The 24832-nt window shown below is 59.5% G+C and carries 23 protein-coding genes, 1 tRNA gene and 1 pseudogene; 10 read left to right on the forward strand and 15 right to left on the reverse strand.

The window, feature by feature from the left end; all coding sequences use genetic code 11:
* Positions 1-4: 4 nt before the first annotated feature.
* Complete coding sequence (locus tag CYB_RS01525) at positions 5-970, reverse strand: SPFH domain-containing protein (protein WP_011431991.1); 966 nt, start codon at positions 968-970, stop codon at positions 5-7.
* Between the two features lie 206 nt (positions 971-1176).
* On the opposite strand from CYB_RS01525, the gene CYB_RS01530 reads away from it, so the two are divergent.
* The 3 genes from CYB_RS01530 (at position 1177) to leuC (ending at position 4964) form a co-directional block, all read left to right on the forward strand.
* A complete protein-coding gene (locus CYB_RS01530; RefSeq protein WP_011431992.1) occupies positions 1177-2199 on the forward strand; it encodes an NAD(P)/FAD-dependent oxidoreductase in 1023 nt (340 codons plus the stop codon).
* 71 nt (positions 2200-2270) lie between these two features.
* Positions 2271-3371, forward strand: coding sequence for a polysaccharide deacetylase family protein (locus tag CYB_RS01535; protein ID WP_011431993.1), 1101 nt, complete (start codon positions 2271-2273; stop codon positions 3369-3371).
* A gap of 189 nt (positions 3372-3560) precedes the next feature.
* Positions 3561-4964, forward strand: a complete 1404-nt coding sequence (gene leuC, locus CYB_RS01540; protein WP_011431994.1) for a 3-isopropylmalate dehydratase large subunit — start codon at positions 3561-3563, stop codon at positions 4962-4964.
* 18 nt (positions 4965-4982) lie between these two features.
* Here the strand turns inward: leuC and CYB_RS01545 are convergent.
* From CYB_RS01545 to CYB_RS01560, 5 genes and pseudogenes are all read right to left on the reverse strand, one after another.
* Positions 4983-5056 (reverse strand) — tRNA-Met (locus CYB_RS01545).
* 13 nt (positions 5057-5069) lie between these two features.
* Positions 5070-5222: pseudogene (locus tag CYB_RS15610) on the reverse strand (hypothetical protein); the annotation flags it as partial.
* 15 nt (positions 5223-5237) lie between these two features.
* Positions 5238-6431, reverse strand: a complete 1194-nt coding sequence (locus tag CYB_RS01550; protein ID WP_011431995.1) for an RNA-guided endonuclease InsQ/TnpB family protein — start codon at positions 6429-6431, stop codon at positions 5238-5240.
* 70 nt (positions 6432-6501) lie between these two features.
* Positions 6502-7398, reverse strand: a complete 897-nt coding sequence (locus CYB_RS01555) for an XdhC family protein (RefSeq protein WP_049749550.1) — start codon at positions 7396-7398, stop codon at positions 6502-6504.
* 55 nt (positions 7399-7453) lie between these two features.
* Positions 7454-8605: a serine hydrolase domain-containing protein gene (locus tag CYB_RS01560; protein ID WP_011431997.1), complete on the reverse strand. Its 1152-nt coding sequence runs from the start codon at positions 8603-8605 to the stop codon at positions 7454-7456.
* Positions 8606-8729: 124 nt separating this feature from the next.
* On the opposite strand from CYB_RS01560, the gene CYB_RS01565 reads away from it, so the two are divergent.
* Together CYB_RS01565 and CYB_RS01570 are read left to right on the forward strand one after the other, a co-directional pair.
* Entirely contained in the window at positions 8730-9695 is a 966-nt protein-coding gene (locus tag CYB_RS01565; protein WP_011431998.1) for a LysR family transcriptional regulator, read from the forward strand.
* Between the two features lie 113 nt (positions 9696-9808).
* Positions 9809-10849, forward strand: coding sequence for an anthranilate phosphoribosyltransferase family protein (locus CYB_RS01570; protein WP_011431999.1), 1041 nt, complete (start codon positions 9809-9811; stop codon positions 10847-10849).
* A gap of 372 nt (positions 10850-11221) precedes the next feature.
* On the opposite strand, the gene CYB_RS01575 is transcribed toward CYB_RS01570, so the two are convergent.
* A complete protein-coding gene (locus CYB_RS01575) occupies positions 11222-12502 on the reverse strand; it encodes a DUF4912 domain-containing protein (RefSeq protein ID WP_011432000.1) in 1281 nt (426 codons plus the stop codon).
* Positions 12503-12955: 453 nt separating this feature from the next.
* Here CYB_RS01575 and CYB_RS01585 point away from each other — a divergent pair, with 453 nt between their 5' ends.
* From CYB_RS01585 to CYB_RS01595, 3 genes are all read left to right on the forward strand, one after another.
* Positions 12956-13762, forward strand: coding sequence for a hypothetical protein (locus CYB_RS01585; protein ID WP_148202674.1), 807 nt, complete (start codon positions 12956-12958; stop codon positions 13760-13762).
* A 127-nt stretch (positions 13763-13889) separates the two neighbouring features.
* Positions 13890-15011 (forward strand): glycosyltransferase family 9 protein, encoded by a 1122-nt coding sequence (locus CYB_RS01590; protein ID WP_011432002.1) that lies wholly within the window; start codon positions 13890-13892, stop codon positions 15009-15011.
* Between the two features lie 248 nt (positions 15012-15259).
* Entirely contained in the window at positions 15260-16201 is a 942-nt protein-coding gene (locus CYB_RS01595) for a DMT family transporter (protein ID WP_238376852.1), read from the forward strand.
* Between the two features lie 24 nt (positions 16202-16225).
* Here CYB_RS01595 and CYB_RS01600 read toward each other — a convergent pair whose 3' ends face one another.
* Positions 16226-17353 carry an iron-containing alcohol dehydrogenase family protein gene (locus CYB_RS01600; RefSeq protein WP_011432004.1) on the reverse strand — a complete coding sequence of 376 codons (1128 nt, stop codon included), beginning with the start codon at positions 17351-17353 and terminating at the stop codon, positions 16226-16228.
* 249 nt (positions 17354-17602) lie between these two features.
* On the opposite strand from CYB_RS01600, the gene CYB_RS15105 reads away from it, so the two are divergent.
* Positions 17603-17875, forward strand: coding sequence for a TerB family tellurite resistance protein (locus tag CYB_RS15105; RefSeq protein ID WP_041436116.1), 273 nt, complete (start codon positions 17603-17605; stop codon positions 17873-17875).
* Between the two features lie 123 nt (positions 17876-17998).
* Complete coding sequence (locus CYB_RS01610) at positions 17999-18250, forward strand: hypothetical protein (protein ID WP_187147256.1); 252 nt, start codon at positions 17999-18001, stop codon at positions 18248-18250.
* A gap of 23 nt (positions 18251-18273) precedes the next feature.
* Here the strand turns inward: CYB_RS01610 and CYB_RS01615 are convergent, their stop codons facing one another.
* From CYB_RS01615 to CYB_RS01645, 7 genes are all read right to left on the reverse strand, one after another.
* Positions 18274-19563, reverse strand: coding sequence for a PLP-dependent aminotransferase family protein (locus CYB_RS01615; protein ID WP_011432005.1), 1290 nt, complete (start codon positions 19561-19563; stop codon positions 18274-18276).
* A 22-nt stretch (positions 19564-19585) separates the two neighbouring features.
* Positions 19586-20560 (reverse strand): hypothetical protein, encoded by a 975-nt coding sequence (locus CYB_RS01620; RefSeq protein ID WP_011432006.1) that lies wholly within the window; start codon positions 20558-20560, stop codon positions 19586-19588.
* Positions 20561-20907: 347 nt separating this feature from the next.
* The gene (locus CYB_RS01625) at positions 20908-21489 is read right to left on the reverse strand and encodes a hypothetical protein (RefSeq protein ID WP_238376960.1); all 582 of its coding nucleotides are present in this window, start codon (positions 21487-21489) and stop codon (positions 20908-20910) included.
* Positions 21490-21626: 137 nt separating this feature from the next.
* Positions 21627-22334, reverse strand: a complete 708-nt coding sequence (gene pyrF / locus CYB_RS01630) for an orotidine-5'-phosphate decarboxylase (protein WP_011432008.1) — start codon at positions 22332-22334, stop codon at positions 21627-21629.
* Entirely contained in the window at positions 22331-22759 is a 429-nt protein-coding gene (locus tag CYB_RS01635) for a DUF6464 family protein (RefSeq protein WP_369791761.1), read from the reverse strand. The genes pyrF and CYB_RS01635 overlap by 4 nt, the downstream gene beginning before the upstream one ends.
* Positions 22760-23523: 764 nt before the next feature.
* On the reverse strand, positions 23524-24324 hold the full coding sequence (gene pgeF / locus CYB_RS01640) for a peptidoglycan editing factor PgeF (RefSeq protein ID WP_011432010.1): 801 nt from the start codon (positions 24322-24324) through the stop codon (positions 23524-23526).
* Positions 24321-24752 (reverse strand): DUF3119 family protein, encoded by a 432-nt coding sequence (locus tag CYB_RS01645; RefSeq protein ID WP_011432011.1) that lies wholly within the window; start codon positions 24750-24752, stop codon positions 24321-24323. The genes pgeF and CYB_RS01645 overlap by 4 nt, the downstream gene beginning before the upstream one ends.
* Positions 24753-24832 lie beyond the last annotated feature (80 nt).

Here is a 24832-nt window from a genome sequence, read left to right on the forward strand (position 1 = left end):
AAACTCAGTCGAGCCGCGGAAAGTCCACTTCGGTTGGGAAAGAAGCCGGGGTACGCAGCTTCTGAGAGGCCGCCGCGCGAGATCCTTCCCCACCCTTGGCCACGTCCACCATGGAGAGCAGCCCTTGCAGGGTGCCAGGGATCGAATTGGGATCCATGAAGATTACCTTGGCGCTGGGACTGCTGCCTACCTTGAAGCCCATGTCGATATAGTTTTGCGCCATCAGGTATTGCAACGCATTGGCTGCCTCTGGATTCTCTTGCAAAGTGGCGGCGATGGTCTTGATGGCTTCAGCCGTGCCCTCAGCCAACAGCAGCCGCTCCCGTTTCTCCGCTTCTGCCCGCAATAGCTGCGCCTTGGCGGCCCCAGCCGCTTGGTTGATGCTGGCCTGCTGCTCCCCTTCTGATTTCAGAATGGCGGCCCGCTTCTCCCGCTCGGCAGCCATCTGCTTTTCCATCGAGTCTTGCACAGTCTTAGAGGGTTGAATGTCCCTGACTTCCACGCGGGTGATCTTGATCCCCCAGGGATCTGTGGCCTCGTCCAGCTCTGTCAAAAGGCGGGCGTTGATCTCGGCGCGGGAGGAAAAGGTTTGATCCAAATCCATGCGGCCAATTTCTGCCCGCAGAGCCGTCAGCACCAGGTTAACCAAAGCCCGCTGCACGTCCTCCACCGCATAGCGGGCCTTGATCATGTCGGTGATGCGCCAATAGACCACCGCATCGGCCATCAAAGAGACGTTGTCGCTGGTGATGCACTGCTGAGGAGGCACGTCCAACACCTTCTCGCGGATGGTTTCCTGGAACACAATCCTATCGATAGGGGGAAGAATAAAGTGCAATCCTGGGGTCAGCTTGCGATGAAACCTGCCCAAACGCTCCACCAATGCCTCATACCCCTGGCTGATGATTTTGACCGAGTTGAACAGGTAGCCGACAAAGATCAGGGCAATGGCCGCTAAGATACCTGGCATAGGGCTTTTCTCCTAAGGGGGAGTTCAGTCCCCATTCTAGACGGTTGCTGGGACTGCTCCCTTAGCTCGATCACATCTCAACAGAAACGCGATGGACCAAGTATGATCTGCAGCTCTGCGGAACGTCTGGAGCTTCTTAAGATTTTTCGGGCCGCAACCGACAACTTGAGGCCACCCAGCAGAAGTCTGGTGAGGGGATCCCGTCTATGAAACTGAGCAGCAGGAATCTAGAAGTTGCTTTGAACAAAATCTATGACGTGATTGTGGCCGGAGGGGGAGCAGGGGGGTTGTCGGCGGCAATCTATCTGGCCCGTTACGGACTGAGTTGCCTGGTGGTGGAGAAGGGCAGAGGCCGCTCTTTTTGGATGCAGGATTTGCGCAATTATCTGGGATTGCCTCCGACCACTCCCGGACGAGAGCTGTTGCGACAGGGAACAGAGCATGCCCTCAGCTTGGGGGTAGATTACCTGCGCGGTTTTGTGGAAGATGCCACCGATGAGGGAGACCTCTTTGCGGTCAAAGTCAAGGTGGGAAAAATGAACAGCCTCTACCCCGTTTTTCGGAGCAAATATTTGATCGCGGCAACCGGCATTATGGACGAGCTGCCTCAGTTGTCGGATATGCAGAATGTTTACGACTACGCGGGCTATTCACTGCATGTCTGTATGATCTGCGACGGCTATGAAATGCGGGATCAAAAGTCAGTGTTGATCGTCAATTCGGAAGATCGGATCAATACAGCTTTTGTCCTCAACTGGTTTACACCCTATATCTCGGTGTTGACCCACGGCCTCTGCTCGGTCGGCCCCGACATGCGCAAAAAACTGGCGGATCATGGCTACCCCCTCTACGAATCTCCTATTCGCCGCTTTCTTGGAGAAAACCATCAATTGCAGGGTGTGGAGTTGGAAGATGGCACTTACATCGAAGCAACTACCGGCTTGGTGGCGATGGGCGCCAGATACCACAATGCCTATTTGAAAGGGATCCCCGGCTTGAAATGGCAAGGGGAAAACCTGCTAACCGACGAGTGGTGTCGCACTGATCATCCGCGGCTGTTTGCGCTGGGCGATTTGAAGCAGGGCCTGAACCAAGTGTCGATTGCGGTTGCCGATGGTACCTTAGCTGCCACAGCCATTTGGCGGGACATCCGACGGGCCTCGCCTGCACGTAAATGGGAAGAGCGGCTGCTCTCGGCACCCAGAAGCCCAGCAGGGCCTTCCGGTTAAATTGATGGGCTCTATCGAGCTCAGGTAGCTTCTGTCCTATAAAATTGGTTGCGAAGGCTTAAGCCATTCCTATGCACTCTCTGAAAGCGTTGAAAGCGTTGATATTTTGCCTAGCCTTCCTACTGGTTGGACTGATCTACTACTGCACGGTAGAGGCCCAGCCTCTTTTTGAGCTGAACCTGACGGCCACCTCGGAATACAACCTCATTCTCCCCATCGAAAGCATTCGGGTGGTGCGCGGCGCCAATCCCCAAGATTTGCTCATTTATCTATCAGCTCCTTCTGCAGCCTGGATCCATCAAGAAGAGGTGAACGGGCACTATTTGATTGACATCCCCTACGGAGTCATTACCCGTACAACAACCGTCGAGATTGCCTCGGATCTGCCCTATCGACTGAGCTGGGGCAACCAAAATGAGCAGACGGGGCGACTGTTGATTACCCCTGCTCCCCCTCGTGTGGAGGTGTTTCTGCAGCATAGCTGGATCCCGGATCCCGACTTTCTCGATCCGGCAGAAAATACTCAACCTTTGCAACTGCCCTTGGAAGAAATGCTGGGGCCTTTACTGGAGGTGCCGCCTCGTTCTGCCTTTCTGACCATTGACGATGGCCCCTGGCCTCAGTCTACCCCCCGACTTTTACAGGTTTTGGATGATCTTCAGATCCCGGCCACTTTCTTTGTTATCGGCACCCACGTTTCCCGATTTCCTGAATTGGCTCAATTGATCCAGGCCCATCACCACACCATAGCCAATCACACTTTTACCCACGATTATCAACGTCTCTACGGAAGCAACGAGCTGTTTTATGCTGAGGTGGATCAGACAACCCAACTGCTCAAAACGCTGAACTTGGATCCCCAACTGGTTGTTCGCCCACCGGGAGGTTTTCGCCTAGATTCTGCTTTGCGTCGCTCTCTGGAGCAGGCAGGATATCGAGTTCTTTACTGGAACATGAGCCCGGAAGATGCTTACGCGGGCCAAAGCGCAGCCCAACTTTTGGAGCGTGTTCGAGCTCAGTTGCCGGCGATCCAGGCTTCCGATCAGCCCCTGGTTTTGCTGCTCCACGATCGCTGGCCCCACACTGCAGAGGCCCTGCCGGATATCGTCGCCGCCATTGAAGGGGCGGGCTATCGCTTTTTGCCTTGGCCGGCCTTCAGGGATCCCGTTTGAAGGGCTGGCAACAGGTTTTCTGGCTTGAGGACTCCGACCCGCCTTTGCCGGCTGGGGATGTTCAAAGAAGGGCTGCATCTCGCTCAGCTCAGCAGCGTTGCCCAGAGATAACGGAGGCCTGTGCCTTGACAAGCTTTTCCCCAAGTAGCACATTGAAAGTTTACAGGACTTGGCTGCGGGCCGAGAAAGATGAGCGAGAGGACATTATTCGATAAGGTGTGGGATGCCCATACGGTGCGGATTTTGCCCTCTGGGCAGACGCAGTTGTTCATCGGCCTGCACCTGATCCACGAGGTGACCAGCCCGCAGGCTTTTGCCATGCTGCGGGAGCGTCATCTGCCGGTTCTGTTTCCCGAGCGGACGGTGGCCACCGTGGATCACATCATTCCCACCGACAACCGGGCACGGCCTTTTGCGGATCCCTTGGCAGAGGAGATGATCCAGGAATTGGAGCGCAATTGCCGGCAATACGGCATCCGCTTCTACAACAGCGGCTCCGGTCGGCAGGGGATCGTGCATGTGATTGCCCCGGAGCAAGGGTTAACTCTGCCGGGGATGACCATCGCCTGTGGGGACAGCCACACCTCTACCCACGGGGCCTTTGGGGCCATTGCTTTTGGGATCGGCACCAGCCAGGTGCGAGACGTATTGGCCACCCAAACTTTGGCTTTGTCCAAGCTCAAGGTGCGCCGCATTGAGATCCACGGCAAGTTGGGGCCGGGAGTTTACGCTAAGGATGTAATTCTGCACATCATCCGCAAGCTGGGGGTCAAAGGCGGGGTGGGCTACGCCTACGAGTATGGGGGCAGCGCCATTGAAGCCATGAGCATGGAAGAGCGCATGACCCTCTGCAACATGTCCATCGAGGGAGGGGCCCGCTGCGGCTACGTCAACCCCGATGCGGTGACCTTTGAGTATTTGCGGGGGCGAGAGTTTGCCCCCCAGGGATCCGATTGGGAAGAGGCGGTAGCCTGGTGGAAAAGTCTGGCCAGCGACGGCAATGCCCGCTACGACGACGTGGTGGTATTCCAAGCCGCAGACATTGCGCCGACGGTTACTTGGGGGATCACCCCCGGCCAAGGGATTGGGGTGGATGAGCGGATCCCTGCCCCAGAAGATCTGCCGGAAAGCGAGCGGGAACTGGCCAAAGAGGCCTATGCCTACATGGACTTGCAGCCGGGGGATCCCATTGTAGGGACACCGGTGGATGTCTGCTTCATCGGCAGTTGCACCAATGGCCGCTTGAGCGACCTGCGGGAGGCAGCCAAGATTGCCAAGGGGCGGCGGGTGGCCCCAGGGGTGAAGGCGTTTGTGGTGCCCGGCTCAGAACGGGTAAAGCAGGAGGCAGAACAGGAGGGCTTGCGGGAGATCTTCGAGGCGGCAGGGTTTGAGTGGCGGGATCCCGGTTGCTCCATGTGTTTGGCGATGAACCCGGATCGGCTGGTGGGGCGCCAGATCAGCGCCTCTTCTTCCAACCGCAACTTCAAGGGCCGCCAGGGATCCCCCAGCGGGCGCACTCTGCTCATGAGCCCGGCCATGGTGGCAGCAGCGGCAGTCAGCGGCAAGGTGGTGGATGTGCGGACACTGCTTTAACCAACCGTCTCTCAGGCATAGCGGGGACTGGATTTGAACCAGTGACCTTCGGGTTATGAGCCCGACGAGCTACCAGGCTGCTCTACCCCGCGGCGCTTTTCTAGCCTAGCTTGTCCTCCGGCTAACCGGCAAGCCTACACCTTGAGTTTCGCCGGGCATTCTCTTCGGGGATCCCCGTCGCACCTGGATGAGCTGGGCGGTGATGCTGATGGCAATCTCGGCGGGGGTTTCGGCGTGGATCTCCAGGCCAATGGGGGCAAAGAGCCGAGTAAACTACCCGACCCTGACTGCTTCGCAGTACAGGGCGAGCTTTCGGTAGCCCTGCAGTTGGCAAGCCAACCACGAACCTCTAGGCTGGTTTACAGCAGCCCCCAAAAGCGCAATCACATTCGCACCATTCAAATCCGCATCCCCTTCCCATCCACAGTGTCCACACTTAAACTTCTTTCCACTGCGATAGGATTGCGTAGGATCGGGATGGATGTGCAAACACCGGTGGCAGGTCTGCGACGTGTAGGCAGGCGGAGCCAGCACCACAGGTACTCCGGCAATGGCAGCCTTGTAGACCACGAACATCCTAAGCTGGTAGAATGCCCAGTTATTGGTTCTGCGGCGCTCAGCTTTGCTGCGTGGCTGTTGATTGACCCTTTCCCGGATCCCTGTCAAGTCTTCCAGAGCAATAGCGCTGTTTGTGGTCTTTGCCCTAGAGACAATAGCTTTGGAGATGCGATGATTGACCCACGCCTGAAAGCGCCTCTCCTTGCCAGACAGCCGTTGCAACAGTTCTCTGCATCTGCGCCGCGAACTGCGGGTGCCCTTACTGGCTTTGCGTTGGAGTGCCGCCCTCAACCGCGAGTGATGGTCTCGGACTTTGTTCAACTGCTGTCCATTCCAGTTATCTCCTTCCGATGTATGAGCAATATCCGTCCTTCCCAAATCCACGCCCAGCACTCTATCCGTGCCTTGCGGTGGGGATGGCTCCGTTTCCACACAGATTTGAATGGAGTAGGAGCCATCTTTGCGCTTGACCAGAGTGGCAGATTTGGGATTGGAGCCTGCCAACTGTTCTCTCTGGTAACGGCCAATCGCCAGCTCAAAGCGCTCTCGACCCCCAACCGTGGTCAGCGACACCGTCCAGTCTTTCTCGCGAAACGAAAAGATACGGGCATCGTAGGTCGCAAAGCCTCTCTTGAACGCTTTGACCGGACGGTTTTTCTGTCGGGCAACTTTACGGGCACCGGCCAGCCGTCTGCAGACCTGCTGAGCCAAGTTACTGGACAAGCCAAACCGAGCGCGAATCTGGTAATAGCAAAGGGACTGGAGTTTGACTGCGTTGACTACTTTTTCTGGTGTGTTTTGGTTGACCCAGTTCAACGCCTGCACAAAGGCATCCATTGTCGCATCCAACTTTGCGGCTTGCGACTGGGACACCTTGAGCTTGCAGGGGACGGTCAGGACTTGGGTCATGGTTCTATCATAACTTCCGCATTCCTCCCGACACTGACCCTACGGGTACAGTGCGGGGCTCCTGCGATTTCTAGCTGACGGCGGTCTCCGGGATCCCTTCCTGGGCCAGGGTTCGCAGTACGGTTTGCACCCGCTTGCGGCTGCCGATCATCCCCAGGTAGTGGGGGGTCAGGCCGGAGTGGTAGATGGCCCGCAGGATTTGGCAATCGAGGCTGTAGCTGCGGGTCACAAGAGCGATGTAGAGCTGCGGGATCCTGTGCAGATGGGGGATAAGTTGGGCAAAGGGTTCTGAGCACAGCCGCTCGGCAACGGGAAAGCGCTGAGGGGTTACCCAGTCCGGGCGATCGTCCTGAACCCAAATGCGAAAGCCGGCCAAATGGGCGATCTGGGCCAGGGACAGGCCGCAGTGGCCCGCTCCGACGATCAGCAGGGTGGGGGAAGGGAGGAGGGGCTCGACCCAGGATCCCGCGAGGAGCTGTGGGCGGGATGGCAGGGAGGCAAAGTGCTCCACATTGCTGTCGCCAAGCCTGAGGTAGGGGAACCCCTGGGGATCGAGGGGGGTGATCAGCCAAGCCCTTGGCCCTTGGGTCAGAGCCTGGAGGATCTGGGCCACCAACGTTTGGGCAAGGGATCCCTGCCATCGCTGTAGCCAAATGTGCATCCGTCCCCCGCAAACGCCCAGGGGAGGGCTGTTGAGGTCAAGGGAAACTTGCATCCCAGCCGGCGAGGACTCCCCATCGCCATCGCCAACGGGAACAGCGGTCTGCAAAAGGGTTTGCGCTCGGGCAATGACTTCCGCTTCGGCAGCTCCACCGCCAATGGTGCCCAACAGGGTGCCATCAGATCCCACGGCCAGTTTTGCCCCCGCCTGGTGAGGCACAGATCCCTGGGTGCGGACCACCGTGGCCACCACCAGCGGCCCGCGGGAGAGCATGTCTGCCAACTGTCGGTAAAAGGTCTCGTCCACCTCAGCCTCGGTTATGCCTACGGCACCCTAGCGGGAACGGTCAGGGACTCAATGATCAAGAAAGCCCCTCTAGGATGGCCTGATGGAAGGCAACCCGGAAAGCCTGGAACCCGTTCTCCTGCCGACTGTGGTAGACGGCGTTGGTGAGCAGCGTCACCACCAGCTCCCGCTCTGGATCGATCCACAGAGAGGTTCCGGTGAAGCCGGTGTGGCCGAAGGCGCTGGGGCTGAACGGGGAGCTGCTGGCCAAGGGATCCGGAGAGCGCAAGGCAAACCCCAAACCCCGGCGCTCGTGACAGCGGTGGGCATCCCCTTGCTGAGGCAACTGCTCGCGGGTCATTTCCCTCACCGTCTGCGGCTGCAACAGGGATCCCGTCAAAAAACTCTCTCCGAAAGCGGCTACTTCCTCTGCCGTGGCAAACAGTCCGGCATGGCCGGCGATCCCGCCCAGGCGGGCGGCATTTTCGTCGTGAACCTGCCCCTGCAGGCGGCGCTTTCGCCAAGGACACAGCTCGGTGGGGGCACAAGAGCCAGAGACAGAGGATGGGTCAAAGGGATCCCCTGGATAAAACTGAGTTTGGCTCAGGCCCAGAGGCCGCAAGATCCGGGCATGCAAGATCTGATCCAGAGGGGTTCCGCTCAGACGTTCCAAAGCCAGCCCCAGCAGGATCAATCCAAGATCGCTGTAGACTCTGCGGGATCCCGGCCTGTAGGCCAAAAAGGTGTGCAGGGCCATGTGCCGGGCCGATTCGGCATCGGGCTGTCGAAACAGGGGCCGCCAGGCGGGCAAACCGGCGGTGTGGGCCAGCAACTGTCGCACCGTCACCTGTTCTGTTGCAACAAGCTGGCCTAAGGATTCCGGTTCCACAGCAATCCATTTCCCCGGCTGCAGAGGATCTTCATAGGGGGCAATGGGGCGGGATCCCTGAAACTCCGGCAACAGGAGACTGACCGGTTGATCCAGCAGCAACGCTCCGGCTTCCACCAGGGCCATGCAGGCGGTGGCGGTGTACAGCTTGGTCAGCGAGGCCAGGTCAAAACGGGTGGCCGAGGTTGTCGGTTGGCGCCGGGTCTCAGGGTCGAGATGGCCTGCCGCCCTTGAGTAGATACACCTTCCCTTGTGGCGGATGACCACCTGGGCAGCGGGGAAAAGGTGGGGAATGGCGGAGTTGAGCAGCCCCTCCAGCAAGGCTGGATCCCAACCCATCTGCTTCTCCTCCTGGCTTGGGGATCCCCAGTCCAACAAACAACTTGTAACGGTGTTTACAAAAGCCTACCGCTTCCCCAGCTAGGATGCCACCACGGCAGGCTACATCATCAAGGGATCCCAGGTGCGGCTGGAGTTGTTGCAAGCCTTTTTGAACGTGGTGGAAACGGGCAGCTTTTTGGCCGCTGCTCGCCTCAGCGGTCTGACCCAATCGGCTATTAGCCGCCAGATCCAGGCCCTGGAAGAAGCGGTGGGCGCTCCGCTGTTGCATCGCAAAAGCCCGGTGGCTCTAACCGTAGCTGGGGAACGGCTTTTGCCCCATGCCCGTCGCATCTGTCAAGAATGGCAGCGGGCTCAGGAAAGCATTCGAGAATGGCTGCAGGGCCAGCAAACCGAGCTCTGCATTGCTGGGATCCATTCTCTGATCGCCCATCAACTGCCGCCGGTGCTGCAACAGTTTTGCCGGGAGTATCCAGAGGTGCAGTTGCGGGTTACCGCTCTGGGCAGCGACCGCGCCTTAAAGGTGCTCAGGGATGGGCTGGTGGATGTGGCCCTGGTGATGGAGAACCCCCTGATGACGCGGGGGGCAGAGCTGGTGGTGGAGCCACTGTACTCCGAGCCAATTCAAGTATTGATGCCCGCCACCCATCCCCTCAGCCGCTACGAGCGGATCCCCTGGAAGGTGCTGGCGGAGTATCCCCAGGCTGTGTTCAAGGATGGCTATGCCATGCGCTCCTTGGTGGGATCCCATCTGGCCCGGCAGGGGCTTCCCCTGAAAGCAGCCCTGGAACTGAACACCTTGGATGCCTTTCGGGGGGTGGTGCGACAGGGGCAGCTCATTGCCCTCCTGCCGGAGTCGGCCCTGGTGGACTGCTGCGCCGATCCGGATTTGCAGGTGCGACCCACCGAGCCCCCCCTCTTGAGGCGACAGGTGGTTATGGTTACCACCAGCGATCGCTATCGGATCCCTCCCATTCGCCGGTTTTTGCAGTTGGCCGCCCAGCTTATCAGGCAGTCTGAGGTTGAGCCTGCTTCCGGTACAGATCCCCATTTCCCTCAGCCCTCTGCCGGGCTGTTGTCAGTTCTGTAGGGATTTTTTGTAGAAATTTCTGTAAGTTGTCAAATACCTGTATCGGTAGTTGCAAGTGTTCCGCCGTTATCTCCCCCTACTTGGGTAGCCCAGCGCTCCCGACCGCCGATGCTATGAGCCAAGAGTTTCGCGAGCTGTTGAAAAAAATCGGCAGCGGCACCCACACCCACCAGGATCTCAGCCGGGCAGAGGCCGCCAGCGCTGCTCGAATGCTCCTGCGGGGGGAGGCCACTCCCGCCCAGATCGGGGCTTTTTTAATTGCCCACCGCATCAAGCGCCCCACTGCCGAAGAGCTGGCCGGTATGTTGGATGCCTACGCAGAAGACGGCCCTCTTCTGCCCCAACGGGATTTGCCCCATCCCTTGATCATCTTTGGCCATCCCTACGATGGCCGCTCGCGGACTGCGCCGCTGGGGGTGCTGGTGGCTTTGCTGCTGGCGGCGGCAGGGTCAGCCGTTTTGCTGCATGGCTCTGGCTTCTGTCCCACCAAGTATGGGCTGCCCTTGGAAGCGGTGTGGCGGAGCTTGGGGGTGGATTGGCGAGGGCTATCCCTGGAGCGGGTGGGGCAACTGCTGGAACAAACCGGGCTGGGATTTTTGTATTTGCCCACCTGTTTTCCCCAGGCTCAGGCTCTGATGGACTACCGGGATCAAATCGGCAAGCGCCCCCCCTTGGCCACCTTGGAACTGGTCTGGACGCCCTACCAAGGCCCCTTTCACCTGGTGGCCGGCTATGTGCATCCTCCCACCGAGGCCACGATGCTGGAGCTGTTTGCCCTGCGGGAGATCCGGCAATTTACCACCGTCAAAGGTTTGGAAGGCAGTTGCGACCTGCCGCGGGAACGGGCGGCCATTCTCAACCAGGGCGGGAAACGGCTGCTCTTGAAGGCCAGAGATTGCCACTTGGCAGGCCCGGAGATTCCCTTCTCCGGCGAGAAAGAGCTGCTCCAACAGATGCAGCAGGTGCTCAGCGGGGATCCCTGTGAACTCACCCCAGCCGTTCTCTGGAATGGGGGTAGCTATCTGTGGCTCCTCGGCCACGCCCCATCCTTGCCAGAAGGGATCCAACAGGCGGAAGACCTGCTTCGCTCTGGACGGGTGATGGAGAAGCTGAAACAACTGATCCGGGTGATCGACCTGATACATTTACGCTGAACACTGCTGAACATCACTGTTCAACTATGCAGCGATAGCATTCTGTTTGTTTCCAAACAGAATGGCGGTATCCCGCAAAGCTTTGAGTAGAATACCCAAAGCGCAGTTTCCGTGTCGTCTTACTACCAATTTTCTGCTTTGCTTTGGCTACCATGTTGGCAGACTCGAAAGTAAACAGAAAGATCAACTGGTAGTAATCCGTACTGAACATATTATACATTATTTTCAGTATAGTTGAGCTTATTATTGACTAGAGTCATGCTCTCCTAGGACTGGCATCCCCTGTTTTGATGGCTGGAGTCAAGCTCTCCAGCCCAGGGAAAAAAGCCCCCCGGCCAGCTCCAGGGGGCAAGAAGGGAAAGGTTGGATCCTTCAGGGCAACAACTCTTCGATGGCCTCTTCTTTGGTGTTGGTGCGGCGGGAGAGGGTGCGGCGGTCGAAGGTCATGTGGATCTCCCGGTTTTGCTCGCCATCGGCAGCCACCGCAAAGATGGGGAAGTCGATGTTGCCGTCTGGGAAAGCCATGTGGAAGCGGAAGGTGCCATCGGGGTTGAGCTGGATCTTGCGCCCGCCAATGGTAACGGTGGCATCCGGCTCTGTGGCCCCATAGACAATCAGCTCGGCATCGGCCACCAACCAGAACTTGCGAGAGCGCTGCGGCAGCACTTCGGAAGCCCCCGAGAACAGGCCCAGGCCGGATCCTGAAGCCATCCAGGGAGCAGCGGGCACCTCCGCCATGGCCATCCCCATCATGCCCACACCCGAGGGGATGATAAACGAGCTGATGGCCTGCTCGGGCACCAATTGGCGGCTGCCCATCTGGTGGCTGCCAAACAGGGATCCCGCCACCCGCATCGCCTCAAAGCCACCCACCATTTCCAGGAAGGGATCGACCGTGGCACCCTGCTGCGGCTCATCGCCTTTGTAGTCCACCACGCCCATGCCGGTGGCGCTGCGCTTGTAGGGCTCGCTGAGCTGGTAAAGGGTGCGGCCCTGCAGAGCCATGTCGAAGGGCACTGTCAGGAAGTGCTCTTCAAACCAGTCGGAGGGAAAGACTGGCGGCACCATCACCGCCGCCGAGCGGGCCAACATCAGCCAGCGGCCATCTGCCGTCCGGTAGCCAATTTCCACAATGTAGGAACGATCGCTCACCGGGATCGGCAAATACCACTCCCGCGCCAACTCGTCACAGGGGTACTCCTGCATGCTGTGGGCCGGCTGGTAGCTGAAATCGATATCCGTCACATCGTAGAGGCGCAGCGCCAACTGTTGGCCGCCCTCGCGGCGCTTGCTTTCTTTAGCCTCGTTGGGCACATCCCAATAGGCGTAGGCCCACTGGGGATCCCGCGGCAGCAAAACGATGCGGCTTTCCCCATAGCCCTCCGGCAGATCCCCCAGCCCTTTGTCCACATCGGCCAGATCCGTCTTGCCGGCAACCTCTTGACCCCTAAACTTCGTTTGGGTGACCGATTCTTGCCCCTTGGGCTCCGGCATGGCATCGACAGGGCGGCCAGCTTTGACTTGGGCCTCTCGAATGGCCTCAATCAGCTGGTCTTTGGTCATGCGGCTGTACTTGGGGATCTGATAGCGGGCAGCTTCTTCCCGCAACTGCCGGATGGTCATTTCTTCCAACGGGATCCGCTCTTGTGGCATGGTCGGGGTCTCCTGTCTTCGACAAATCGGGCTTCGTGCAATGCTCCAGCTTTTGTCCTATGGGCCGATCCCAGCTTGTGGTTCTGAGGACAACTTGAACCTGCTGATGTATCGGCTTGCCTCGGGCTCTCCAGCCGCTGATGACCACAGGTGGGGATCAACGGGGATCATCAAGAATGATGAACCCATGTTTGCGTATTTTTGCCTGTCGGTCAAGACCCTGGGGATCGCTGGGGATCAATCTCTTGTTCTCCGACCCACCTTTAGGGAGAGGCCAGGAGCCCCAGCTGCTCTCAAGCCAAGGGGAAGACTGCGCGGGATCCCCTGCCGAACCGGCCCTGCCTGGGTAGCATGAGGGAGGATGAGCGGTTGCCGAGCGGGCCGCAGGTTTTGAGGCCAAGAGGTGTGGGCATGAGGTGGTGGAAGTATAGGATTCAAGGCATACGGATCCAAGTGAGCTGGGCAGCACTGGGGATCCTGCTGGCGGGGCCGGTCTTGCCGGTGGAAGCTGTGGATGCCCAAACGCTGTTTCCTCCCCTTTACCGCTTGCAAGGGGGATCCCCTACCCTGCCCGCTTCTGAAGCAACGCCCTGGCGTCCAGTAACCCAGGATTCTGTTCCGCTCCCACAAACAGATCAAGCCGATCCAAAAGTCCAGCCGGCCCAACCCGGCCATGGAGAAGTGGCAGAAGGCCCGGTTTTCGATCTGGATCTGTTGCGGCAGTTCGGCACCAGCCCTGGCGGCAGTGGCTCTGGATCCCGGCAGGGGGAAGTGATCGGGCCGGGCAGCGGCCAGAGTGGGGTGCGCGGAGCCAGTCCTGGCTCAGGGGTGGGCACAGGCCAAGGGCCAGGGGGCGGAACGGGTCTGGAGGCGGGATCCCAGCGGCGGGAACCGCAAGTGACAGGGTTGATTGTGGATGCACGAGGCTTGGATTTCTTGCCTAGCCAGTCAATGCGCTTGTTTGATCCCGATGGCAATCAAGTCTATACCCCCGTTACTCTTGGCCAAGACCTCAACGCGGCTTTTGTGGGCAGCGAGGGCACAGCTGCCTATGCCACCTCGGAAGAGCAGGCCCGCTCACTGGTGAACCGCATCGGGGAACGGCCTCACCGCATTCGTGCCATCCGCACCCTGGGCTACGACCTGGTGATTTCCGCCGAAGATGCTTTTAGTCTGCGCCAGATGAATGCGACAGATGGCTTTCTGGATCGCTTTGCTGTGGTGGTCATCTGGGATGGCAGCCAAGCCAGTCTCCCCTGAGGCCCAGGGATCCCAGCATGGCCATCAAAGCACAGGACAGAGGAATGCTAGCCTAGCAAAAGTGCTCTGTCTGCACCACCCGCACCACCTCCAGCGGGGTTGATATCTTCCTGGGGATCCCAGCCTTATGCAACGGTTTGCCAACCAACCTCTGCGGGAACATCCCCACCTGGCGGTGTTTTCCTCCAGCAAGGTGGGCAATTTTGTGGTTACCATCCCGCTGTTGCGGGGCCTCAAGGAAAAATACCCCGGCTGTGTGCTGGATTTTTTTGGCAGCGAGATTACCCGCGACTTTGAGCTCCACTGCCCCTACATCGACTTCAGCTTTCCTCTCTACAGCCGTCGTCCCGATTACCTCGAGGCCCTGACCGCTGCTGTGCGAGAACGGGTGACCCAGGCCGGCCCCTACGACTTGGCCATCAATTGCGACGAGTTTAGCGAGCTCAACCTGGTGGCGGTAACGGCCCTGCGCCCCCAGTACATTGCCGGGGCCGGCTTGACTCTGGATTTTCGCCGCAAGTTGGACCCCGGCTCCGACCCGGTACAGCGCATGCTCCAGGATGACGACTGGAACGGCCTGGAGTTTCTGCAGCGCTACAAAGGGATCCTCACCAGCAACTACATCGCCGAAATCTTCTGTCGCCTGGCGTACGTGGAGACGGATTTTTTCCGCCTGGAGCTGCCCAGCCGGGATCCCGGTTTTCCGGTGCCAGAGGTTTTGGTGCACATCACCACTACCCGCCGCGCCAAGATGTGGCCTCTGGAGTACTGGCGGCAGGTGATCCAGTGGTGCCAAGGCCAGGGCCTGCAGGTGGGGCTAATCGGCAGCGCGCCGGAGCTGCAGCGATCCCTCTACCACGGCGGCAGCAGCGAAGACGAACTGCTGGCCCAAACGGGAATGGTTGACCTGCGGGGCAAAACCAGCCTCATGGAGCTGGCGGGGGCCCTGAAGCGGGCGCGGGTGTGTATCTCCGTGGATGCGGGGCCGATGCACATCGCGGCGGCAGTGGGCTGTCCCACCATTGCCCTGTTTGGCAACGATGCCGATGGGGATGGGGCCAGCCCGGTGCGACTGTGGGCTCCTCGTCTGCCCCACGTCTATCTCACCCAAACCGCCTACAAGTGCCGGGTCTGCGCAGAGAACAAGTTCAAAAACGAAACCTGCCTGGTGGAGGGTCATCCCTGTATGGCCCATCTCAAGCCGGAAACGGTCATCGGCTACTTGAAAGAGATTCTCAAGCAAACCTAGAGGTTCCACGCCCTCACCCCCAGCCCCTCTCCCAAAGAGAGAGGGGAGCTATGGAGCGACGGGGTGAGTTGTTTCATGGCTACTTGAAATGGCCATGTCTTGGGATCCCCATCTTTTTCCCCCTGGGAATCAGGGGGGCCGGTGGGCAGCAAGGAGTGCCCAGGGGCGCAGTTCGGATCCCTGGAAGTCCGTTTAAGCTGAGAGTTCAAGGCTGAAAACTTAGTGCCTAAACCATTTGGGTGTGAGCTGTGACTTTGGAGATGTGGTATCGCCACCAGCTGAGCCGCTTTGCAGAGTGGGGAAAAATAAGGCTCTGGCAAGGAGTTGCCCTGAAGCTGCTGGCCACTGCTTGCTTTGCCTGTTTAGGCGCGATCATCCGGCTCAACACTCCCGCCCTTCACCCCTTTCAGATTGTGTTTTTGCGCAACCTATTCGGGTTTCTCGCCCTGTCGCCGCTGGTGTTGCGGGCTGGGATCCAGTCTCTGCACACCGCCAAGATGGAGTTTTACCTCCTGCGCTCGGCGATCAGCACGGTGGGGATGTTGCTCTCCTTTTGGGCAGCCAGCCTGTTGCCTCTGGCAGAAGCTACGGCGCTGAGCTTTGTTCAACTTTTGTTTGCCGGCACGATGGCGGTATGGGTGTTGGGCGAGCAGATGCGCTCGTCCCGCTGGCTGGGATTGGGCCTGGGGTTTGCCGGGGCTTTGGTGATGTTGAGGCCAGGCTTCCGAGAGTTTTCTCTGGGAACAGGGCTGGCCTTGGGGGCGGCAGCACTCTTTGCCTGGGTGACCATCGTGCTCAAGATCCTCTCCCGCACCGAGTCCAGCCTCACGATTACGGCCTACATGGGCCTGCTGCAGACCCCCCTTTCCTTTCTGGCTGCCGTCTGGGTTTGGACCTGGCCTTCTCCTGAGCAGTGGCTGTGGATGGTGGCCATGGGGCTACTGGGCAGCATTGGCCAGGTGGCCCTCGCCCAGGCCTACAAGCTGGCTGAGGTGACGATGCTGCTGCCTCTGGATTTCTCCCGTCTGCTCTGGGCCAGCCTAATCGGGTTTTGGGTGTTTGCCGAGATCCCGGATGGGTGGACTTGGATGGGCGGAGCCTTGATCTTGGTGGGCGCCACCTCTGGAGCCTACGGCGAAGCCCGCCTGCCCACAATGCCGACCCAGGCCCGTACCGGCGGAGTTGGATAGCAGACAGATATCCTCTGCCAGGACTTACAGCCGAGGGAGAACAGGGCTGGAGCTGGTCAGGTCTGTGGTGGTAAGGGCCACCAACAGGGCTTCTGGACTGACGGGGAAGGGCAGGTGGTGGATGTCGGATCCTGGCTGGCAGGCCACTTGGGCAGCATGCAGCAGGTCGGCGGATCCCAAGTGACCTAGCTTGAGATCCCGCAAGTTGAGGGGCAGCCCCACCTGGCGGTAGAACTCCAGCAACTGGGTACGTGCTGCCAGCGCCAACTGGCTTCCCTGCAGGATCTCTTCTAGGCGGAGCTGGGCCAAAATGCCGAAAGCCACCTTCTCGCCGTGCAGGGTGGCCCGGTGCCCCGACAAGTGGGTTAGCCCGTTGTGGACAGCGTGGGCGGCCACGGTGCGACACTTAGCCCCACCCATGCCGCCGACGATCCCCGCCAGGCAGATGCAGGCATCCACCACCTGCTTCCAAGCGGTTCCGCCCGGCTCCCTCAAGGCCGCCGCCGATTGCTGGAGGAGCAAATCCCGCAGGACGCGGGCCTGCTGCACAGCGCCAATCACCAGGGCATCTTCTGAACTGCCGCTGCTGACGGAAGACTCGTACCACTTAGCCAAGGCATCTCCGATCCCGGCTACCAAGGTGCGAGGGGGAGCCTGACGAATGAGGTCGTAGTCCAAGATCAAGGCGGCTGGGGCCTGATCCAAGGCCACATCCCGCTGAAAAGCGCCGCTGTTGGAGTAGATATTGGATAGGGCACTCCAGGCGGCACAGGTGGCAGCAGAGGTGGGCACGGTAACCACGGGGATCCGCAGCCGGTGGGCCACCAGCTTGGCCGTATCCAGAGCCTTGCCCCCGCCTACCCCCAAGATGCCGGTTGTGGACTCCGCCATGGCTAGCGCCTGCAAACGCGCCAGCTCCGACTCGCTGCAATCTACCCCGTAGGTAGTCCAGTGAACTTGGAGGGCGGGATCCCGCGCGAAATTGCGCTGCAGAGGGGACTCAACCACAGCCAAGGAGCGTTCCCCCCCGATCACCAGCACACGGGATCCCAGTACCGCAAGGGGCACAGCTTCCAGAATGCCGCTGCCGCGGTACAGCCGACCTGGGGCCGGAATGGCAAGATCCAATTGGCAAGGAGAGGCGCTTAGCATTGCAAGAATGGGCGAGAAAAAGGACTCCGTCCCGCTATCGCGGTAGCTCAGTGTCCGTGAATACAGATAACGATCCTAGCCGCAAAAAGGGCTGCGCACCGCTGGCGCGAACGCAGATGGCTCACCCAAGGTCTGGCTATAGTTAAGCTGTTCATCCCCTCAACTCTGCAGCCTCTAAGGTCTCTGGCCCCCTGACACGTTCGCAGAAGTGTCGCGTAGCGACAACAGTTCTCAGCAAGGGATCCCACCATGAACCCCACAACTCAACATCAGCTCATGCTCAAAATTGTGGCCGGCTCTGCTTGGGCCGATGGGCATTTGGAACCCCAGGAATTGGCCTACTTGGGATCCCTGCTGCGCCGCTATGGTTTGGAGCACGATACCGAGCTGCGAGAAGTAAACTACCCGACCCTGACCTTCGCAGTACAGGGCGGGCTTTCGGTAGCCCTGCAGTTGGCAAGCCAACCACGAGCCTCTGGGGTGGTTTACAGCACCCCCAATCGACCGTTACCAGTGCCTTAAACAACCGTTTCTGGTGTCCGCAGTACAATTATAACCATGGAGGCGGACTTTCCTCTCGACACCGACCCTACGGGTACAGTGCGGGGCTCCTGCGATTTCTAGCTGATCCAAGAGCCCATCCCGATGGAGCAAACCGAGCGCTGGATGGCCGATTATCTAGCCCAGGCCAGCGAAACCGAGCGCATGCAACTTTTGGGAGCAATCGGCAACCTGATGATGGCCGACAACACGGTCTCTCCAGAAGAGCACACCCTCTTGGATGACTACTACACCCTCATGGCAGGGATCCCGGCTCGTCCAGAAGCTGCACCTAACCTGGTGAAGGGCGTTGGGCAATTTTTCCGGCGCGTGGCCAAGGCTGTGGGGGGCAGGTGAGCGGGAAATCTGCGCTCTGGGCTTCAAGGATCCATGCTTTTGGAGAGCTCCTTCCCTTGCTGCTCCGCACCGCTGGCGCAAGAGTGTATCAGTCTGTACAGTTGTTCCCCAATGGTCTGGATCCCACTGACAATGCGCTCCTCGGGTTGATAGCTGAAGGCCAGGCGCAGAGCATGGTCTCCTTGGCCGTCGGCAAAGCAGTGGGTGCCCGGCAGGAAGGTGACCCCCAGGGCACGGGTAGCCTGCAACAAGGTGCTGGCGCTTAGGAAAGGGGGTAGCTCACACCAAACGAAAAATCCACCCCCAGGGGCCTCCACCTTGACTTCGGGCGGAAAATATTGAGCGATGGCCTCCAGCATCACCTGGCACTTTTCTCGGTAGCGACGGGTGAGGAGTTGAATGTGGCTTTGCAGACGGCCCTCCCCGCAATAGCGGGCCACCACCCGGCCCAGAAAGGGCCCCAGGGATCCCTCGCTGCGAAACATCTCCAAGCGGCGGATGATCTCAGGGTGACCACAGGCCCAGCCCACCCGTACTCCCGGCACCACAATCTTGGAGAAGGTGCCCACGTGCAGAACCCAGCCTTCCCGATCCAGCGCAGCCAAACTGGGCAAGGGATCCCCGGCAAAGCGCAGGTCGTAGTAGGCCTCGTCCTCCACCACCACCACACCGTACTCAGCTGCCAACTGCACCAATTTCTGCCGCCGTGGCCCAGAGAGGGTGCAGCCTTTGGGGTTTTGGAAGGTGGGAATGGTATAGACAAATCGGGGGCGGATCCCTTGGCGAGCCAGATCGCGCAGCACCTCTTCCAGGCGATCCACCACCATGCCTTCCCCATCTACCGGAATCGAGATCAGACGCGCTCCTGCCGCCGCAAAACGGCTGACAGCCCCCATGAAGGTGGGCCCTTCCACAATGACTACATCCCCCGGCTCCACGAAGACCTGAGGCAACAGGCCGAGGATCTGCCCAGAGCCATAGCCGATCAGTAGGTTTTCCGGCTGGGCCTCTACCCCTCTATCCCGCATCAACTGCAGCACCACGTCGATCAGCCCGGCAAACGTGCCGCCGTAATTGAGGGCATTGTCCCCATCCTCTGCCAACACCTCCGCCGTGGCCCGCGCCAAGTCGGCCTTGGGAAACAGGCGCGGATCCGCCAGCCCAAAGGTAAAACTGGTAACCACTGGCACCGCCCCTGGGATCTCCGCCCCGAAAGGAGAAGGGATCACAGCCTGAGCCCGTTGGGCAAAAAGGGTTTGCAACAAGGGCCGCGAAGTGCTACGCGGTGCCGATGCGGACGAGGTCTGGGTCATGGCAAGCAAGAGAAAGAATACCTTAGGCCAATGCCTGCCACGATAACAAGAAAGAACTGCCCAGGAGTAGGGATCCCAAAACCCGCCGCCAGCTCCGGTAGGGGATCTCAGCCAAGACGCCGCCGGCGCTCAGGCATAGGAAGGGGAGCACCACCAAACCCCAGCGAGCACTTTGCTGCAGGGTGTTCACTTGGGGATCCCAAAACACTGCTGCCAGCACTCCCACCCAGAGGACATGGCCCAAGCCGGCCAAGCTGAGCAGGGCTTGTTGCCGTTCCGCCCAAGGCCAGCCCAGCCGCACCAAGCTCAACCCCAAGGGCAGCATCAAAGTAGCCAAAACGGCCAAGCCACCTTGGGAGCTGAGAGGATGGGGAATCACCTCAGCAGAGGTAGCCGGCAAATTAAACCGTCCCAGCCAGGAAAGCCCCATCACCAGCAGCAGCAAAAGCAGTCCTGATATTCCGAGCCGCTGACGCGAACGCAACGGTTGCCGTGGCCACTGCTGGCTCGTCCACAGCCCCGCCCAGAGCAGAGCCAAGGGCCAAACCTTATAAGACAGGGCACAAGCTAAGGCCAGACCCCACCAGCGCAAGGTGGATCCCGGCCCAACACCACAACTGCAAAGCAAAACCAGGCTGCCCAAAATCTCGCTGCCTGGCTCCAACCCTTGGGTCAACACCCAGGGGCTGAGTCCCCATAGACCGGCACTCCAGAAGTTGCCCCAGCTCCAGCACAACAGCAGAATGGCCAAGCAGGCCATAGCTGAGAAGATGTGCAGGATCCCTTCAGCCGAGATCCCGGTTCCCTGAGCCAACCAGGGCAGTAGCCCGTCTGCAAAAGTGCTCCGCACCACTGACGCGAACGAGTGGTAGAGAGGCAGTTCCGGTTGGACAAAAGTCAGGGATCCCTCAGAACTGCTCACCGGCAAAACGCGCCACCACTGCAGAGGAGCCGGTTGCCCCCAAGAGCGGAGTCGCTGCCCCAAAAGAAGGCCCATCCCTCCCCATAGCAGCCAGTGGCCCATGAAACCAAAACCAACCAAACGCCGACGGCGATGGTTGTCCCTGTTGGACGACCCCAGGTGGGGAAATGAGCCGCGGGGCAGCCGCCTGCCCGGGCGGGGTGTGGCGGGGGGAAACTTCATGGGTACACCCTAGCCTGTTCGCATGAGCAGTGCAGAGCACTATCCCTACACGGGGTGGGCCCTCGACCGGCAGCAGAACATCCGACGCCCTCTACTCTTGGCCGGTTGGGGAGAAAAAGTGCCCCTTCGTTACTTCCAAAAGAGAATCTCCCCGCGTGACATACTCCCGCACTCATGCTGACGCAAAGCGCTCCGCGCCGCTAGAGAGAAGGTCTAGTCAACTCTAGATCGCCCGTCAAGGGGCAACCCGACTGTTGCCAGCGGCGGATGGCCTGGGCAGTGAGTCCATTCGTGACATCGCGAATGGGGATCCCCGATCCGGTTACCTGCAGACGCACCAACCGCCAGGGATCCCCAGGGTTAGCCCGCAGGACATAAGCCTCGTAGGCCAGTTGCAGAGTTTCGCTACGCCGACCGGCCAAGGGGTTGGCGCTGCTTTCCGCAGGGGTTGCCAAGACCAAGCGGCGCTCCAACGTGGTGAAATACAGCCGAAAAGCTTCTGGAGAAGCAGTTGCGGTGTCCGGCAAAACCGGAGCCAGCTCCTGTTGGCGTAAGCGGGCCGGAGACCCTGGAGAGAGCATTTCAACCTCCGGCTTCCCCACCAGCACAACCTGAAACTCAGAGCGGGAGCGGCTCAAGGCCAGATTGAGAAACAAAGGCAACTGCTCCGTTAGAGCCTCAGCCCAAACCTGAGGAGCAGCCAGGCAAGTTTCCCCTCTTGCCGGAACGAAATGCTCCGCACCCCTAACGCGCCCAGGAGTGCTGACCAGGCCCAAAACCACCGACAAACCGACTCCTAGCCAACGCCTCCTGCCGGATCCAGCCGGCCTTTTTTCAGGGATCCACCGGACAAGCCTATGGTATCGTTGCATCACAGAACCACCAGGACAACATCAGGCCAAACCATCTCCCCACCCTCTCAGCTAGCAGCATCCCACAAGGCTTGGAAGCGCCGCAAGGCGGCCACGGGATCGGGAGAAGCGGTGATGGGGCGGCCCACCACCAGATAATCGGCTCCTGCCCGCAGAGCTTCGTCGGGCGTGCAGATGCGCTGTTGATCCTCGTCTCCATCCCCCGCCTTGGCTTGGCCCAGACGGATCCCGGGAGTAACCAGCAAAACCTCCGGCCCCAAAGCTTGGCGCAACCGCGAGACCTCCTGAGGAGAGCAAACCAGTCCAGTAAAGCCTTGAGCTTGAGCCAGCCGGGCCAAATGCAACACATAGTCGGCGGGATCCATCTCGATGCCCAGTTCCTGTCGCACCTGCGGGGGGCTGATGCTGGTTAAGAGGGTAACCGCCAACAGCCGACAAGAACTGCCCTGGGCGGCTGCCACGGCTGAGCGCAACATAGCACTGCCACCGGCGGCATGGACGGTGAGCAGATCCACTCCATAGCCGACGGCCACCTCCGTAGCCCTCCCCACCGTGTGGGGAATGTCGTGCAGCTTCAAATCCAGGAAAATGCGCTTGCCCCTTTCCTTGAGAGCCTGCAGGATGGAAGAACCCGCAGCAGTGAACAACTCCAGACCCACCTTCCACCACAGCACCTGCGGCAAGGAGTCCACCCACTCCAAAGCCTGCTCTTGAGAAGGAGTATCCAGCGCAACAATCAGGCGGTCACCCTTCATCGGGGCTCATTCCGAGGCTCGTAGTGGGGACAGCCCTCACAGGGGCCGCAGGGGTTGACGGCGCAGCGCAACTCTGGAGAATGGGCATTGTAGCGGCAGGTGGGATCCCCGATGTATTCTGGCGGCGAAGCCACGTAAGTGTAAACAACCACACCCCCAAATCCTATCGGGCTGACGAAGAAACGACTGGTGGTGAAAGATTCGCCAGAAGGGTTGAGGGTTTCCTCAAAGGGTTCTGGCTCAGGCTCCAGCTCCACTTCCTCCTCCAGATTCCAGAGGGCTTCCCACTGCCTAAGGGTTTCCTGTAAAGGCACAGCCAAGTGCTCTGCCAGCTCCATCAGGGCAGTCTCCAAAGAGGCCAAACTTTCTTCGGCCACTTGGGCAAAGGCTGCAACCCATTCCTCCAAAAGTTTCTCAAAATCCATGCAGCAGCGACCTAGAGGCTCCTTCTTCACCTTACCGCCAGCCTGGGCAACCTTTAACTTCCTCCCCGGCAAACGGCATCCACTAGAGCTTGATTCACCAATGGAAACAGCTCCGCCAGTTCTTCTGTGGAGAGGTTTCCGGTGCAGACATTGGCGCGAATATGCCACTCTGCCCACATTTGCGCCGAAGGAGCAGCAGGATCCCGGCCCTCCTCAGAACCTGAACCGCCCACAGGTACCCGAGGGAGGCTGCGTCCCGACCCAAGGTTCAGTTGCAGTACGCTGTCACGGTTGATGCCAGTCAGCGAGGTTTGAGCGTTAGCCTCCTCAAGGAAAGCGAGAGAGAAAGCCAAAGCCATCCCAGCTAATCCCCAGAAAACAGCGCGGTAAACCATGGGATCTCCAGTAGTTAGATAGAGCATGACTCTAGTCAATAATAAGCTCAACTATACTGAAAATAATGTATAATATGTTCAGTACGGATTACTACCAGTTGATCTTTCTGTTTACTTTCGAGTCTGCCAACATGGTAGCCAAAGCAAAGCAGAAAATTGGTAGTAAGATGACACGGAAACTGCGCTTTGGGTGTTCTACTCAAAGCTTTGCGGGATACCGCCATTCTGTTTGGAAACAAACAGAATGCTATCGCTGCATAGTTGAACGGTGATGTTCAGCAGTGTTCAGCGTAAATGTATCAGCCCTGTCTTGAGCGCAATTATAGCCACTACTTCCCGTTCCTCCGGGCAGAACTGGGTCAAGTCTGCCTACGACCGCAGGCCGATTCCCGACCACTGCACGCAATGACGGCCCTGCTCATCCTTCAGGGATCCATCGCGGCGGTAGGAAAAGAAATCTTGGGGTTGGCTGAGGGTGCAATGGGGGCTGACGGCAATGTGTTCAGGGGGGATCCCTTTGGCTTGGGCTTGGGCACCGTTGACCCAGCGCAGATCCAGGCGAACCTTGCCAGGCAGAGGATCGGGCAACAGGGCGGCGCGGGCATCCAGCCCCGGGGGTAAACTGTTCAGCACCAGCTCCGCCACCGCTTCTGACACCTGATAGACCGACCCCGAAATGGAAGGCCCGATGGCCACGCGGATCCCAGCAGCAGGGATCCCCGCCTGTAAAAACTCCTGCAGCACCTTGGACAAGATCCCCGCAGCAGTGCCTCTCCACCCGGCGTGAATGGCCGCCACCCATTCTCGACTGGCCACCAAAATCGGCACACAGTCAGCGGTGCAGACCCAGGCAGAATCTCCTTGGCGGCGGGCAATGACCGCATCTGCCTGAGAACGGGTAGAGATCTCTTGACCAACAGAGCAGTCCTGCTCTCGTTTGTGTCCAAAGGTTTCGGTGATCCCATCTGCCCAAACCCAGTTGCAGCCATGCACCTGATGGCCCCACGCGGCCTGTTCAGGGGGCAGTTGCAGCCGGGCGGCCAACTGAGACGGGGGATGGGGATGACCTTGGCGAGAGCCAAAAGCGTGAGGCCACTCCGCCAAAAGCTGACACTCCAGCCAGCGCCATCTCTCTGCCTGCTGCCAAACCCACAAGGCGGAGCCACTCATCGGCGGGAGCTACCCGGACCAGCAATCGGCGGGGATCCTTGAGACCGATGTTGGGCGTGGAGATGACCCACCCGCTCTTCCAAACACATCTTTAGCTCGGCAGGGTTAAACAGCATCGGCAAAAAATGAATGCTTTTGGTTTCTCGGAAAAAGAACAACACCGGCAGCGGCGGCCAGAAAATTTGCCAATCCTGCCACTCGCTGTAGGGAAACTCGCGGATGCGCTTGGAGCCGCTGTAGACCTGCAGCGCCGTCCTGGTAAAGGCCAGACCGATCAGAGAGGTCTGCACCATCAAAAACAGGCCAAACAGGCCCACCCCTAGCCCCGCCCAAAACGAAAGCCAGAACAGCGGCACCGCCAAAGCCAACACCGACAGGCTGAGGCGAAAATCCGGAGTCAATAGATGGGCAGAATTGGGCCTGATCATGCCCCACTCCTCCTCTCAGGGATCCCAGACCCATTCTAGGCCGCCTCGGCAACTCTTCAGAAGTCAGAGGATCTGTAGGA

It is taken from the genome of Synechococcus sp. JA-2-3B'a(2-13) (assembly GCF_000013225.1).
GTDB lineage: Bacteria > Cyanobacteriota > Cyanobacteriia > Thermostichales > Thermostichaceae > Thermostichus.

Excerpts from the sequence above, each read along its gene's own strand:
- CYB_RS01525 (WP_011431991.1), bottom strand. The coding sequence starts at position 970 with ATGCCAGGTATCTTAGCGGCCATTGCCCTGATCTTTGTCGGCTACCTG.
- CYB_RS01645 (WP_011432011.1), bottom strand. The coding sequence starts at position 24,752 with ATGATCAGGCCCAATTCTGCCCATCTATTGACTCCGGATTTTCGCCTC.
- CYB_RS01590 (WP_011432002.1), top strand. The coding sequence starts at position 13,890 with ATGCAACGGTTTGCCAACCAACCTCTGCGGGAACATCCCCACCTGGCG.
- CYB_RS01615 (WP_011432005.1), bottom strand. The coding sequence starts at position 19,563 with ATGACCCAGACCTCGTCCGCATCGGCACCGCGTAGCACTTCGCGGCCC.
- CYB_RS01600 (WP_011432004.1), bottom strand. The coding sequence starts at position 17,353 with ATGCTAAGCGCCTCTCCTTGCCAATTGGATCTTGCCATTCCGGCCCCA.
- CYB_RS01575 (WP_011432000.1), bottom strand. The coding sequence starts at position 12,502 with ATGCCACAAGAGCGGATCCCGTTGGAAGAAATGACCATCCGGCAGTTG.
- pgeF (WP_011432010.1), bottom strand. The coding sequence starts at position 24,324 with ATGAGTGGCTCCGCCTTGTGGGTTTGGCAGCAGGCAGAGAGATGGCGC.
- CYB_RS01560 (WP_011431997.1), bottom strand. The coding sequence starts at position 8,605 with ATGGGTTGGGATCCAGCCTTGCTGGAGGGGCTGCTCAACTCCGCCATT.
- leuC (WP_011431994.1), top strand. The coding sequence starts at position 3,561 with ATGAGCGAGAGGACATTATTCGATAAGGTGTGGGATGCCCATACGGTG.
- CYB_RS01550 (WP_011431995.1), bottom strand. The coding sequence starts at position 6,431 with ATGACCCAAGTCCTGACCGTCCCCTGCAAGCTCAAGGTGTCCCAGTCG.
- pyrF (WP_011432008.1), bottom strand. The coding sequence starts at position 22,334 with ATGAAGGGTGACCGCCTGATTGTTGCGCTGGATACTCCTTCTCAAGAG.
- CYB_RS01610 (WP_187147256.1), top strand. The coding sequence starts at position 17,999 with ATGGAGCAAACCGAGCGCTGGATGGCCGATTATCTAGCCCAGGCCAGC.
- CYB_RS01620 (WP_011432006.1), bottom strand. The coding sequence starts at position 20,560 with ATGGGCCTTCTTTTGGGGCAGCGACTCCGCTCTTGGGGGCAACCGGCT.
- CYB_RS01530 (WP_011431992.1), top strand. The coding sequence starts at position 1,177 with ATGAAACTGAGCAGCAGGAATCTAGAAGTTGCTTTGAACAAAATCTAT.
- CYB_RS01535 (WP_011431993.1), top strand. The coding sequence starts at position 2,271 with ATGCACTCTCTGAAAGCGTTGAAAGCGTTGATATTTTGCCTAGCCTTC.
- CYB_RS15105 (WP_041436116.1), top strand. The coding sequence starts at position 17,603 with ATGAACCCCACAACTCAACATCAGCTCATGCTCAAAATTGTGGCCGGC.
- CYB_RS01635 (WP_369791761.1), bottom strand. The coding sequence starts at position 22,759 with ATGGATTTTGAGAAACTTTTGGAGGAATGGGTTGCAGCCTTTGCCCAA.
- CYB_RS01570 (WP_011431999.1), top strand. The coding sequence starts at position 9,809 with ATGAGCCAAGAGTTTCGCGAGCTGTTGAAAAAAATCGGCAGCGGCACC.